The organism is Tsukamurella paurometabola DSM 20162 (assembly GCF_000092225.1).
Lineage (GTDB): Bacteria > Actinomycetota > Actinomycetes > Mycobacteriales > Mycobacteriaceae > Tsukamurella > Tsukamurella paurometabola.
In genome coordinates, this window is record NC_014158.1 from 3,732,652 (window position 1) to 3,744,839 (window position 12,188).

Sequence of the window (12,188 nt, forward strand, 5' to 3'; positions counted from 1 at the left end):
AACGCAGAACACATCTATCTCGTTTGCGCAATGGTTGCGCCAGAGTTACCGTTTTGGGGTGCAAGCAACTTCCAGGGACGTGTCTCCCGAGGCCCTCACCGAGGTCTTCGCGGAGTTCATGGGCCGCCTCATGTGCAACGTCACGCAGGAGAGCCTGGGCACGATGCTGTCCTCGGACATCACCGCGCACCAGTTCCACATCCTGCTCCAACTCGCCGGCTCCGAGGAGCCCCAGCCGATCAACCGCATCGCCGATGATCTGGGACTCTCCGTGGCCGCGACGGGACGGAACGTGGAGAAGCTTGTTCAGCTCGAGATGGTGGATCGGCGTGAGGACGCCTCGGACCGCCGGATCAAGAATCTGACCATCACCGATCTCGGCCGAAAAACACTTGCGGCCGCGATCAGCGACAAGCACCGTGAGGTGCTGGGTTTCGCGGAGCGCCTCCCCGAGGAGCTCCGGGTGCGGCTGCACGACGTGATGGCCGAGATCCTCGACCAGGGCCTGATCCCCCCGAACCCCTTTTTCACCGCTATGAAAGAGAACGCATGAGTACCGATAACACGCTCGACAAGAGCCAGATCCCGCACGCGGGTGAGGGTCTCGACCGTCGCGTGCTGATGGTGGCCGGCGTGGTCGTCCTCGGCGCGATCATGTCGATCCTCGATATGACGATCGTCGGTGTCGCCCAGAACACCTTCCAGTCCCAGTGGAGCAGCGACCCGGCCACGGTCGCCTGGACCATCACCGGGTACACCCTGGCCCTGGCCGCGGTGATCCCGCTGACTGGTTGGGCCGCCGACCGCTTCGGCACCAAGCGCCTCTACATGGCGGCCACCGCGATGTTCGTCGCCGGTTCGGTGTTGTGCGCCACCGCGACCTCGATCGACATGCTGATCCTGTTCCGCGTGATCCAGGGTCTCGGCGGCGGCATGCTGATGCCGCTCGGCATGATGATCTTGACCCGGGCTGCGGGCCCGGAGCGCATCGGCCGCGTCATGGCCGTCCTCGGCATCCCGATGCTGCTGGGCCCCATCGGCGGCCCCATCCTGGGCGGCTGGCTGATCGAGGCCTTCTCGTGGCACTGGATCTTCCTGATCAACCTGCCCATCGGCGTTCTCGCGATCGCCTACGCCTGGTTCGTGCTGCCCAAGGACGAGCCGGCCCAGGGTGAGAAGTTCGACCTCGTGGGCTTCCTGCTGCTCTCGCCCGGTCTCGCGCTGTTCCTGTTCGGTGTCTCCTCCATCCCGGAGGCGCAGCGGATCGATGGCACCGCGTTCACACCGCGGGTCATCTGGACCACCGTCATCGGCCTGGTGCTGATCATCGGCTTCGTGTTCTGGGCGCTGCGCGCCAAACTGCCGCTGCTCGACCTGCGGCTGTTCAAGAACCGCAACATGACGGTGGCCATGATCACCTTCGCCATGTTCGCGATCGCCTTCTTCGGCAGCTCGATCCTGTACGCGCAGTACTTCATCGGCATCCGTGGCGAGACCACCTTGATGGCCGGCCTGTTGCTGGCACCGCAGGGTCTCGGCGCGATGATGACGATGCCGGTCGCCGGCGTGCTCACCGACAAGATGGGCCCGGGCAAGTTCGTCATGACCGGTCTCGCCCTGATCACCCTGGGCATGGTCGTGTTCACCCAGCTCGAGGTGGACACCAGCTACTGGCTGATCTGCGGCTCGCTGCTGGTGCAGGGCCTCGGTATGGGTATGACGATGATGCCCACGATGTCGGCCGCGATCCGCACCCTGGCACCGGAATCGATCTCGCGAGGCAGCACGCTGACCAATATCGTGCAGCAGGTCTCGGCGTCGATCGGTACCGCGATCTTCTCGGTGCTGTTCACCAACTGGCTCTCGAACGCGGGACCGAAGATGCCGCTGCCGACCGGCGGCGAGGTCGCGTCGGGCGCAGCCGCGTTCGGCCAGAACGCGACTCCGGCGGCCCGCGAGGCCGGCATCGCCCAGATGACGGAGCCCGGCTTCCACGCCTTCCTCGAGAAGAACCTGCCGTTCGCGGCGGAGGCCTTCGGAAACACGTACTTCGTGGCCGCGGTCCTGGTGGCGCTGTGCATCATCCCGGCGTTCTTCCTGCCCCGCACGCAGGACGCCGACACCGGTGCCGCCGAGCGCCAGATGGTCGTCCCGCACTGATCATCGCCTGATACGAAAAGTGCCCGGTCCCCTAAGGGGCCGGGCACTTCTCGTCGGCGGGCCTACTTCAGCAGGCGCTCCATATCGAATTTCGACTCGACCGGCGCGATGTAGCGCTTGAGCGCCTCCACGTTCCCGGCGTCACCGATCGCGCAGCTGTAGGCGACGGTCTCCCGCGGCGCCGCCTTGCCGATCTCGTACTTCACCCGGTAGGTCGAGGCGCCGGGGCACGGAGTACCGGTCGCCGACGGAGGCAGCGATCCCGCGGACTGCACCAGTGCGCGGATCGTGGGGTAATCGAGCCGCTTACTGTCGGTCGCGGTCGGCTTCTCCGAGCGGTCGACGGTGCCGTAGCCCCCGGCGAGCACCGTCGCGTTCGAGTCGTGCACCACGATGCTGTACTCGCGATGGTAGTCGGGAGCCGTCGACGGCCCGATGTAGGAGTACGTGACCTTGGGGCCAGCGGGATGCGGCACCGTGGGCGTCGGTGCCGGATTCGGCGACGGGGCCGCCGCGGCGGGCACGGCGACCGCGAGCACGGCCGCACCCGCCAGGACTGTTGCGAATGCAGACTTCATGGGAACGAAGCTACTGGGCCGCACCCAGCCTGTCGAGGACCCAGGCGTACTCGAACGCGGTCTCCCGCCACTTGGCGTACCTCCCGCTGACGCCCGCATGGCCGGCGACCATCTCGGTCTTGAGCAGGATCTGCTCACCGGAGGTGGTGTGATCGAGGAGTTTCGCGACCCATTTCGCCGGCTCGGTGGGGAGTACGCGGGTGTCATTGAGCGAGGTGGTCACCAGCAGCGCGGGATAGGCCTTGGCCTCGACGTTCTCGTACGGCGAGTAGGCCTTCATGTAGCGGTACACCTCGGCGCTCTCCAGCGGATTACCCCATTCGTCCCACTCCCCCACGGTCAGCGGGAGCGACGGATCGAGGATCGAGGTGAGCGGGTCCACGAAGGGAACGTCGGCGACGATGCCGCAGAACAATTCCGGCGCGAGGTTCGCGACGGCACCCACCAGAAGACCGCCCGCGCTGCCGCCCATGGCGACCAGCTTCGAGGGGGCCGCGCGCCCCGCGTCGACGAGATGCCGAGCCACATCCACGAAATCCGTGAAGGTGTTGGTCTTCTCCAGCTGCTTGCCGTGCTCGTACCAGGCGCGCCCCATTTCGCCCCCGCCGCGGATGTGGGCGACGGCGAACACGACGCCGCGATCCATGAGCGAGAGCCGGGCCACGGAGAACCACGGATCCAGGGTGGCCTCGTAGGAGCCGTAGCCGTAGAGCAGGGTCGGAGCGGCGCCCGCGGGGATGTCCTTGCGATGCACCACCGAGACCGGGACCTCGGCGCCGTCGCGCGCACTCACCCAGATCTGTTCCGCGGTGTACAGCGCGGAGTCGTAGCCCGGCACGTTGACGCGCTTGAGCACCGTCGACGCCCCGGTCGCGGCGTCGAGTTCTAAGACCGTGCCCGGCGTCACGAACGATTCGTACGCCAGGCGCAGGCGCGGCGCGTCCCATTCGGGGTTCGCCGCGGGGCCCACGTTGGCGAGCGGTTCGCCCGGATCCCATTCGGTGAACGACGGTGCTGTCGTGGCTTCGGCGAGCGCGAGGCGGGGCAGGCCTGCGCGGCGGTAGCCGAGCGCCAGGGTGCGCGCGTAGGCGTCGACGTACTCGAGGCGCACGTCGTCTCGGTGCGGCACGACGACGGTCCAGTCCTCGGGTGCGTCGACCGGCGCGGAGACCAGCTCGAAGTTGATGCCGGTGCGGTTGTGCAGCAGGAGGAACCGGTCTTCGCCGTCGAGCACGGCATGCTCCGCGGAGTACTCGACGTCTTCTTGTCGCGGGATGAGCACGCGGAACTCGCCGGTCGGATCGGTCGCCTCGAGGACCCAGGTCTCGGAGCTCAACGTCGACGATGCGGCGATCATCAGATAGCGCTCGCTGCGGGTGAGCCCGACGCCCACACCGAACCGTTGATCGGTCTCGTGGAAGACGCGTACATCCTCTGCACCGGAACCGATCTCGTGGCGCCAGATACTGTCGGCGCGCCAGGCATCGTCAACGGTGGTGTAGAAGAGGTGCCGCGAATCGGGTGCCCACGTGGCGCCGTAGAAGACGCCCTCGACCACATCGGGTAGTACCTCACCGGTGCCGATGTTGCGCACGCGCAAGGTGAATCGCTCGTCACCGGAAGTGTCCAGCGAGTACGCCAGCAACTCGCCGTCGGTGGAGACGGACGCGGCACCGAGGGCGATGTACTCATGCCCCTCGGCCTCCACGTTGAGGTCGATCACCACCTGCTCGCCGGGGAGCGGCTGATCGGAGAGGATCGGCGGCGACCAGTCGTCGGGTCCGGTGATCGGTGCACGACAGTGAATGCCGTACTGGGCGCCTTCCTTGGTGCGGGCGTAGTACCAATAGCCACCGCGACGTTGCGGGACCGACATATCGGTCTCTTGGGTGTGCGCTTTGATCTCATTGAAGATCTTCTGGCGCAGCGGCTCCTGCGTCGCCGTCGCAGCCTCGGTGTAGGCATTGTGCCGGTGGAGGTAGTCGAGCACCTCCTCGTTCGAGGTGTCGGCGAGCCAGGCGTAGTCGTCGGTCACGGTGTCGCCGTGGAAGGTCCGTTCACTGGGAACCTTCTTGGCGACGGGCTGGACGGCGTCGGTCATGCGGCGGCTCCCGGCCAGTCGGCGAAGCTCAGACCCGAGATGCGTTCGTAGGCCTCGATGTATCGGGTCCGCGTGCGCGCCACGACATCGTCGGGCAGCGGCGGTGGCGGAGTGCCGGAATCGGTGGACCAGCCGGAATCGGGCCCGGTGAGCCAATCCCGGACGATCTGCTTGTCGAAGCTGGGCTGCGCCCTCCCCGGCTGGTAGAGCGCAGCGTCCCAGTAACGGGACGAGTCCGGAGTGAGCACCTCGTCGGCGAGGAGGAGTTCCCCGCCCGGGGTGCGACCGAACTCGAACTTGGTGTCGGCCAGAAGGATCCCACGGTCGCGGGCGATATCCGCGCCGCGGGAGTACACGTCCAGAGTCAGCTCGCGCAGCCGCGTGGCGAGGTCGATGCCGACGTCGGCGGCGACCCGCTCGAAGGAGACGTTCTCGTCGTGATCGCCCACGGCCGCTTTGGTGGCGGGAGTGAAGATCGGCGGATCGATGCGACTGCCGTCGACCAGCCCGGCGGGCAACGGAACCCCGCACACCTCGCCGTTCGCCCTGTACTCCTTCAGACCGGAGCCGGTGAGGTAACCACGCGCCACGCACTCGACCTGCACCATGTCGAGGCGTCGGGTGATAAGCGCGCGACCGAGCACCGACTCGGGGATCCGCGGATCGTCGGCCGGGCCGGCGAGATGGTTCGGCACTCCCAGCGCGTCGAAGAAGAACACCGACATCGCCGTGAGCACGCGCCCCTTATCGGGGATCTGCGAGTCCAGGATGTAGTCGTAGGCACTGATCCGATCACTGGCGACGAGCAGCAGGTGCTCGTCGTCGACCGCGTAGAGCTCACGGACCTTGCCCGAATAGATCGGCGTGTATTCGCTCAGTTCAGGACGCACTCCCCCAGCCTATCTCCCCCACCCCTCCCCAATTGAACACCGTTACCGCGACTGTTTTCCCAGGTCGGACTCGCGGTAACGGTGTTCAATCGCGACGGCAGGGATCCGGACCGTTCGCTTGCGCGTCCAATTCACATGATGCGGCGAACACACGACCTCCTCAGCGAGGCGACTGAGCATGCGCTGCGCGGGGCCTCTGTGTCGGTGATCCGCGGCGTCCGGCGCGAGGGAACGGAGGGACCGTCCGGCGGCGATATCCTCGACGCACTCCAGGTCGCCTACCCCGAAGCCGTCTTCGCGGGCTGGACGGCGGCAGCGCTGCACGCAGTCCCCTACTCCGATGGGCATCCTCCGGAGATTTGGCTTCGCGAGCAGCGCAGGCGCCAGGGCATCGTCGTGCGGTGCGGTCATCTCGCACCGTCGGACGTCGACGTCCGGTCGCATCGGTACGTGACTTCGGCGGTTCGGACCGCGATCGACCTCGCCCGCTTCGTGCCCGGAGACGAGGCGATCGTCGCCGTCGATCAATGCTTGCGAACCGACTCGGCCGGTCAGTCCGTCACGACCAAGCGCGACATGATCCGGTACCTCGACGATCACCCACGGTTCTATGCCGGGCGGCGCGTCCGCGCCGTGCTCGACGAGGCCAGCATCGGGGCCGAATCCCCTTGGGAGACGTACTCCCGCCTCGTCGTCCACCGCGCCGGATTCGACATGTTCGTTCCCCAGCAACCGATCCCGGGAACCTCCTATCGTGTCGACCTGGGATCGTCGAAGTACGCGATCGCCATCGAATACGACGGGGCCTACCACCGCTCCGTGCCGCAGCAGCGCGTGGACATCGCGCGCTGGAACACGATCACCGGTCTCGGGTGGAGCATCATTCGCGTCACCTCCGACACGCTGCTGCGCAATCGTCCAGCTTTCCTCGCCCGGACCGAGAAGGAGCTGCGATCCCGTGGGTGGCGGGGACCTTCGCCCTCGATCCCACCGCTGCGGCTCCCCGCCGCGGGGTGAGCGACGCGCGTTGAACACCGTTACCGCGAGGAAAGCCCCAGTTCGGCGCCGCGGTAACAGTGTTCAATCGGGTTAGAGGATCGGGGCCGGGGAGTAGTTCGCTGCGTCGGGGTATGCGGCGGCGAGAGCCTCGACATCGGCGACGACCTGAGCGACCTGGGCCTCGGCGGCGCCGGTGAACGCGGCACGGTCGGCGAGGGCGGCGTCGAGCTGATCGCGGGTGAGGCCCAGGCGATCATCCGCGGCCAGGCGGTCGAGCAGGTCGGGCTCCTTGCCCTCCTCGCGCATGGCGAGCGCCACCGCGACGGCGTGCTCCTTGATCGCCTCGTGCGCCACCTCACGACCGACGCCGTTGCGCACTGCGGCCATGAGCACGCGGGTGGTGGCGAGGAAGGGCAGGTAACGGTTCAGTTCGTTCTCGATCACCGCCGGGTACGCACCGAACTCGGCGAGCACCGTCAGGAACGTCTCGAACAGTCCATCGATGGCGAAGAAGGCATCGGGCAGGGCCACGCGGCGGATCACGGAACAGAAGACGTCACCCTCGTTCCACTGCACACCGGCCATCTCGGCCGCCATCGAACCGTAGCCACGCAGGATCACGGTCAGCCCGTTCACCCGCTCGCACGAGCGGGTGTTCATCTTGTGCGGCATCGCGGAGCTGCCCACCTGGCCGGGCTGGAACCCTTCGGTGACCAGCTCGTGCCCGGCCATCAGCCGGATCGTCGTGGCCATCGACGACGGTCCCGCCGCCAACTGCACGAGGGCACTGACCACATCGTGGTCCAGCGACCGCGGGTACACCTGCCCCACGGAGACGAAGGACTTCGAGAACCCGAGGTGCGCGGCGACCCGCGCCTCCAGCTCGGCGAGCTTGTCGGGATCGCCGCCGAGCAGGTCGAGCATGTCCTGCGAGGTGCCCATGGGCCCCTTGATGCCGCGTAGCGGGTATCGGGAGAGGAGGTCATCGACGCGCGCGATGGCCACCAGGAGCTCGTTCGCGGCCGACGCGAAGCGCTTTCCGAGGGTCGTGGCCTGGGCCGCGACGTTGTGCGAGCGACCGGCCATCACCACGGACGAGTATTGCGCCGCGCGCTCCCCGAGCCGCACCGCGACCGTCACCGCGTGATCACGCACGTATTCCAGCGAGCGGAGGATCTGCAGCTGCTCGACGTTCTCCGTGAGATCGCGCGAGGTCATGCCCTTGTGGATCTGCTCGAAGCCGGCGAGCGCGCTGAACTCCTCGATCCGCGCCTTCACATCGTGCCGGGTGACCCGCTCGCGCTCGGCGATGGAGTCGAGGTCGACCTGATCGACGACGGCCTCGTACGCCTCGATGGCACCGTCGGGCACGTCGATCCCGAGGTCGCGCTGGGCCTTGAGCACGGCGATCCACAGCTGGCGCTCCAGCACGATCTTGTACTCGGGCGACCATAGCTCCCGCATGCGCGGGCTGGCGTACCGGTTGGCGAGGACGTTCGGGATACGGGGGGTGCTCACGCACCGATTCTCTCATGCACCGGCGAGGCGCCCGTCACGGAAGCGGGGCCGCCAGATCATCGATCACGGCGGCCACGGCGTCGCGAACGGCGCGGGCCACATCAGTGCCGTGATCGGTGAACGCAGCCAGTGCGGCGCCGTCCTCGATCGCCATCAACCGTTCGATGCGTGCCCGATCGGTGCGGCGCCCGGACCGATCGAGGACCTCGACGTGCAGTTCGGCGAGCGTGCCTCGCACCTGCGCCTGCATCTGCGCGAGGTGCGGGTCACGGGTGCACACCACGAGCCGCTCGTACCGCGACACGAGGGCGCTGCGCTCCGCCTCGCTCTCGCAGGCGAAGAAGACGGTCGCGATCAGCCGGGCAAGGGCGGCATCGCCGCGGCGCCGACGACTGACGCCGTCGACCCGTGCCCGGACGGCTGCGATGTCGTGATCGCCCGCGTACGCCACGGCATTCGACAGCAGATCGCCGAGTGACTCGAAGTAGTAGGTGGTGGCCGCCAGCGGGATGTGCGCGCGGTGGGCGACGGCGCGATGACGCACCGATTCGAAGCCGCCTTCCACGAGTAGCTCACCGGCCGCGGCCACCAGAGCCGCGCGCCGGCGCTCGCCCTTGGGTGTGGTCGCGGCTGTCACCTTGGACATGGTGCCAGGGCTCCCGGCTCGCAAAGCCGGTTTCGCGCAAATCGTCGAACCGGCGGCCCTGCCGATCCGCCGATTGCAGTCGCTACAACGCCTGGTGACCGATGTCCGTGCGGAAGTGACTGCCGGGCAGCTTGATCCGGTCGAGCTTGGCGTAGGCATCCGCGCGAGCCGCGGCTAGGTCATCACCGACACCGACCACGTTCAGCACGCGGCCACCATGGGAGACCAGCCGACCGTCGGCGTCGCGGGCAGTGCCCGCGTGATAGATCCCGGCCCCGTCGGCGCCGGAGATCACGTCTCCCTTGCGGGGCGCACCGGGGTAGTTCTCGGCCGCCAGAACCACGGTGATCGCGGCACCATCGCGCCACTGGAGCGGCGGCAACTCGGCAAGGGTTCCGGTTGCGGTGGCGCTCAGCGCCTGTCCGAGAGGCGATTCCAGCAGGCTCAGCACCGCCTGAGTCTCGGGGTCGCCGAAACGGCAATTGAACTCGACCACGGCCGGCCCCTCGGCCCCCATCGCCAGTCCCGCGTAGAGCAGACCGGAGAACGGCACACCGCGGCGCACCATTTCGCGGGCGACGGGGCGCACCACGGTCTCGACGATCTCCTCGGTCGCCCCCTCGGCGAGCCAGGGCAGTGGAGCGTAGGCGCCCATACCGCCGGTGTTCGGGCCGGTGTCGCCGTCGCCGACGCGCTTGTGATCCTGGGCCGGCAGCAGGGGGACCACGGTCTCGCCGTCGACGAGGCAGAACAGCGAGACCTCGGGGCCGTCGAGGAAGGATTCGAAGAGCGCGGGTCGCCCGGACTCGAGGAGGTCGGCGGCGTGCGCCCGGGCCGCGGCGCGGTCGGCGGTCACGACCACACCCTTACCCGCGGCGAGACCGTCGTCCTTGATCACCCAGGTGGGGCCGAACCGGTCGAGCGCCGCATCGATGTGCGCGGGATTGTCGACGATCTCGCTGCGCGCGGTGCGGACGCCGGCCGCCTCCATCACGTCCTTGGCGAAGGCCTTCGAACCCTCGATCTTCGCGGCCTCCCCGGAGGGGCCGAACGCAGCGATACCGCGGGCGCGGACGGCGTCGGCGACGCCGAGGACCAGGGGCACCTCGGGACCGATCACCACGAGATCGACACCGAGCCGCTGCGCCAGACCCGCGACCTCGTCGCCCGACGAGGCGTCGACGTCGTGGTTCGTGGCGAGCGCCGCGGTGCCGGGATTACCGGGGGCGGCATGCAGCTCGGTGACCTGTGGGTCGCGCGACAGCGCGTCGAGGAGGGCGTGTTCGCGGCCGCCTGTGCCGATGACGAGTACTCGCACGTCGCCGACCTTACCGGCGCGCGGCTGTACACCCGACACCAGCACGGGTATCGTTATTCCGGAATTCCGTTTTGTCAATCATGGAGGCATCATGCGCCGCACCTCGATCGCCCTCATCGCCGCCGCTGTACTGGTCACCGTCCCCGGCCCCACGGCGAGCGCCGCACCATGTTCCGCACCTCCCGCCGCAGACACCGGCACGGCGGCCGGCTGGACCGGATACCTCGCGCAGCACCGCGCCGAAGTCTCGCTCGTCATCGACAACGGGCGCGGCGGCACCGTCGCGCACCGCGCCGACGTGGCCATGCCGACCGCGTCGATGCTGAAACTGATCCACCTCGCTGCGCTCACCGGCCGCGCGGCCACCGGCGGGATCGACCTCAACGAGCGCATCCCCGTCGCCGACTGGCAGAGGTGGTACGTCGCCTACCGCGGCACGCCACTGGACGGCGGTGCTCACATCACAGCGCTCGACTACCTCGGCATCCCGGCGACGAACGGCGTCCCCGACGATGCGTCGGGCACCGTCTCCCTGCATCAGCTCGCCGATGTGATGATCCGGTTCTCCGACAGCGCCGCACCCGACGCGATCCGTGCGCGGCTCGGCGACGCCGCGCTGCGGGAGGTGATGACGCGCTACGGCATGCCCGAACCGATCCCCTCCCTCAAGGGCCTCTACGACGGGCTCCTCGCGAGCGTCGGCGCCGGCGAACCGATCGAAGCCGCCGTGGATCGCACCTATTCCGCGCCCGCCTCGTCGTTCGCCCGGCTGATCGGCGACCTCGCCACGGGCCGTTTCGGTCCCGGATCCGAGGCGGCACGCTCCTTCCTCGAATTCCGAGGCGCGGCACCGGAGGGGTTGTCCGCACTCGGATTCAAGGGCGGTTCGCTGCCGGGCGTACTCACCGGGGCCTTCGAGGGTCGCCGCCCCGACGGTTCCGTGACCGTGGGCGTGCTCATGGTGCGCGGGGCCGCCGCCGACGATGTCCGCAAGGACGCGAAGGCGAGCGGCGCGCACCAGCAGATGCTGCTGGGTGCGATGACCAACGAGGCGGCCCGCGCTCGCGTGGCCTACGCTCTGCGCACGTAATCTGCTCTCATGACCGACGATGCTCGCCTCGCCGACCTCGAAGCCCGGGTCGCCGCGCTCGAGGCGACCCTCGGGACGTCGCCCGACGAGCCCGCGCCGGCCGATACGGGCACCGTCGGCTACGCCGGCGAGGTGGCTCTGTACGGCGAGGTCAACTGGCGCATCGACTACTCCGCCGGGGCAGCGACCACGCTGCCCGCAGACCGGCTCGCCTCCGTTCTCGGCGCGCTCGGACACCCCGCGCGGATCGAGATCGTGCAGGTACTGCTTCGCGGCCCACGCAGCGCTGCCGAACTGCTGGAGTTGGTCGACGCGGGATCGAAGGGCCAGCTCTACCACCACCTCGGCGCGCTCGTCGCCGCGAACGTGATCGAGAAGCAGACACGTGGCAGCTACACCGTGGCACCGCAGAAGGTGGTACCCGCGCTGGTCGCTCTGCTCACCGCGGCGGACATCGGCGGGCTGCTCCGATAGCCTGGCGATATGGCATCCGTCTTCTCCAAGATCATCGCTGGCGAGCTCCCCGGCCGGTTCGTGTACCAGGACGATGAGGTGGTGGCGTTCCTGACCATCGCGCCGCTCACGCAGGGCCACGTGCTGGTGGTGCCGCGCGCCGAGGTCGACCACTGGGAGTCCGTCGACGACGCGCTGTGGAATCACATCAGTGAGGTGAGCCGGCGCATCGGCCGCGCCGTGAAGGCCGCCTTCGACGCCCCGCGAGCGGGCATGGTGATCGCCGGCCTCGAGGTCCCGCACCTGCACGTGCACGTCTTCCCCGCGTACACCCTCAACGACTTCGACTTCGGCCAGGCCGATCCCAACCCGTCGCCCGAGTCGCTCGACGAGGCGCAGACCAAGATCGTCGAGGCGCTCGCGGCGGTCTGACCG

12 protein-coding genes are annotated in these 12,188 nt (G+C 68.4%); 6 read left to right on the plus strand and 6 right to left on the minus strand.

Going from position 1 to position 12,188, the window contains the following annotated elements:
* The first annotated feature begins 58 nt into the window (after positions 1-58).
* Both TPAU_RS18095 and TPAU_RS18100 read left to right on the plus strand, forming a co-directional pair.
* Positions 59-553, plus strand: a complete 495-nt coding sequence (locus TPAU_RS18095) for a MarR family winged helix-turn-helix transcriptional regulator (RefSeq protein ID WP_147291109.1) — start codon at positions 59-61, stop codon at positions 551-553.
* Entirely contained in the window at positions 550-2,160 is a 1,611-nt protein-coding gene (locus TPAU_RS18100; RefSeq protein WP_013128193.1) for a DHA2 family efflux MFS transporter permease subunit, read from the plus strand. The genes TPAU_RS18095 and TPAU_RS18100 overlap by 4 nt, the downstream gene beginning before the upstream one ends.
* 62 nt (positions 2,161-2,222) lie before the next feature.
* Here the strand turns inward: TPAU_RS18100 and TPAU_RS18105 are convergent, their stop codons facing one another.
* Genes TPAU_RS18105 through TPAU_RS18115 form a run of 3 tightly spaced genes read right to left on the minus strand, consistent with a single transcriptional unit; the run spans position 2,223 to position 5,729 of the window.
* Positions 2,223-2,738 (minus strand): hypothetical protein, encoded by a 516-nt coding sequence (locus TPAU_RS18105; protein WP_013128194.1) that lies wholly within the window; start codon positions 2,736-2,738, stop codon positions 2,223-2,225.
* A 10-nt stretch (positions 2,739-2,748) separates the two neighbouring features.
* Entirely contained in the window at positions 2,749-4,839 is a 2,091-nt protein-coding gene (locus TPAU_RS18110; protein WP_013128195.1) for a S9 family peptidase, read from the minus strand.
* Positions 4,836-5,729, minus strand: a complete 894-nt coding sequence (locus tag TPAU_RS18115; protein ID WP_013128196.1) for a phosphoribosylaminoimidazolesuccinocarboxamide synthase — start codon at positions 5,727-5,729, stop codon at positions 4,836-4,838. The genes TPAU_RS18110 and TPAU_RS18115 overlap by 4 nt, the downstream gene beginning before the upstream one ends.
* Positions 5,730-5,810: 81 nt before the next feature.
* Here TPAU_RS18115 and TPAU_RS18120 point away from each other — a divergent pair, with 81 nt between their 5' ends.
* On the plus strand, positions 5,811-6,746 hold the full coding sequence (locus tag TPAU_RS18120; RefSeq protein ID WP_148227403.1) for a DUF559 domain-containing protein: 936 nt from the start codon (positions 5,811-5,813) through the stop codon (positions 6,744-6,746).
* A gap of 72 nt (positions 6,747-6,818) precedes the next feature.
* Here TPAU_RS18120 and purB read toward each other — a convergent pair whose 3' ends face one another.
* The 3 genes from purB to purD form a co-directional block, all read right to left on the minus strand.
* Entirely contained in the window at positions 6,819-8,246 is a 1,428-nt protein-coding gene (gene purB / locus TPAU_RS18125; RefSeq protein WP_013128198.1) for an adenylosuccinate lyase, read from the minus strand.
* A gap of 34 nt (positions 8,247-8,280) precedes the next feature.
* Positions 8,281-8,892, minus strand: coding sequence for a TetR/AcrR family transcriptional regulator (locus TPAU_RS18130; protein ID WP_013128199.1), 612 nt, complete (start codon positions 8,890-8,892; stop codon positions 8,281-8,283).
* A gap of 82 nt (positions 8,893-8,974) precedes the next feature.
* Positions 8,975-10,210 (minus strand): phosphoribosylamine--glycine ligase, encoded by a 1,236-nt coding sequence (gene purD / locus TPAU_RS18135; RefSeq protein ID WP_013128200.1) that lies wholly within the window; start codon positions 10,208-10,210, stop codon positions 8,975-8,977.
* 91 nt (positions 10,211-10,301) lie between these two features.
* Here purD and TPAU_RS18140 point away from each other — a divergent pair, with 91 nt between their 5' ends.
* From TPAU_RS18140 to TPAU_RS18150, 3 genes are read left to right on the plus strand one after another with little or no spacing between them, the layout of a single operon-like run.
* The gene (locus TPAU_RS18140) at positions 10,302-11,300 is read left to right on the plus strand and encodes a serine hydrolase (protein ID WP_013128201.1); all 999 of its coding nucleotides are present in this window, start codon (positions 10,302-10,304) and stop codon (positions 11,298-11,300) included.
* Positions 11,301-11,309: 9 nt separating this feature from the next.
* Positions 11,310-11,774, plus strand: coding sequence for an ArsR/SmtB family transcription factor (locus TPAU_RS18145; protein WP_013128202.1), 465 nt, complete (start codon positions 11,310-11,312; stop codon positions 11,772-11,774).
* A 9-nt stretch (positions 11,775-11,783) separates the two neighbouring features.
* Positions 11,784-12,185, plus strand: coding sequence for an HIT family protein (locus TPAU_RS18150; RefSeq protein WP_013128203.1), 402 nt, complete (start codon positions 11,784-11,786; stop codon positions 12,183-12,185).
* The last annotated feature ends 3 nt before the right edge of the window (positions 12,186-12,188 follow it).

What these genes read in the sequence shown, in the direction of transcription:
- TPAU_RS18100 (WP_013128193.1), top strand. Translation starts at nt 550, where the DNA reads ATGAGTACCGATAACACGCTCGACAAGAGCCAGATCCCGCACGCGGGT.
- TPAU_RS18105 (WP_013128194.1), bottom strand. Translation starts at nt 2,738, where the DNA reads ATGAAGTCTGCATTCGCAACAGTCCTGGCGGGTGCGGCCGTGCTCGCG.
- TPAU_RS18110 (WP_013128195.1), bottom strand. Translation starts at nt 4,839, where the DNA reads ATGACCGACGCCGTCCAGCCCGTCGCCAAGAAGGTTCCCAGTGAACGG.
- TPAU_RS18130 (WP_013128199.1), bottom strand. Translation starts at nt 8,892, where the DNA reads ATGTCCAAGGTGACAGCCGCGACCACACCCAAGGGCGAGCGCCGGCGC.
- TPAU_RS18140 (WP_013128201.1), top strand. Translation starts at nt 10,302, where the DNA reads ATGCGCCGCACCTCGATCGCCCTCATCGCCGCCGCTGTACTGGTCACC.
- TPAU_RS18145 (WP_013128202.1), top strand. Translation starts at nt 11,310, where the DNA reads ATGACCGACGATGCTCGCCTCGCCGACCTCGAAGCCCGGGTCGCCGCG.
- TPAU_RS18150 (WP_013128203.1), top strand. Translation starts at nt 11,784, where the DNA reads ATGGCATCCGTCTTCTCCAAGATCATCGCTGGCGAGCTCCCCGGCCGG.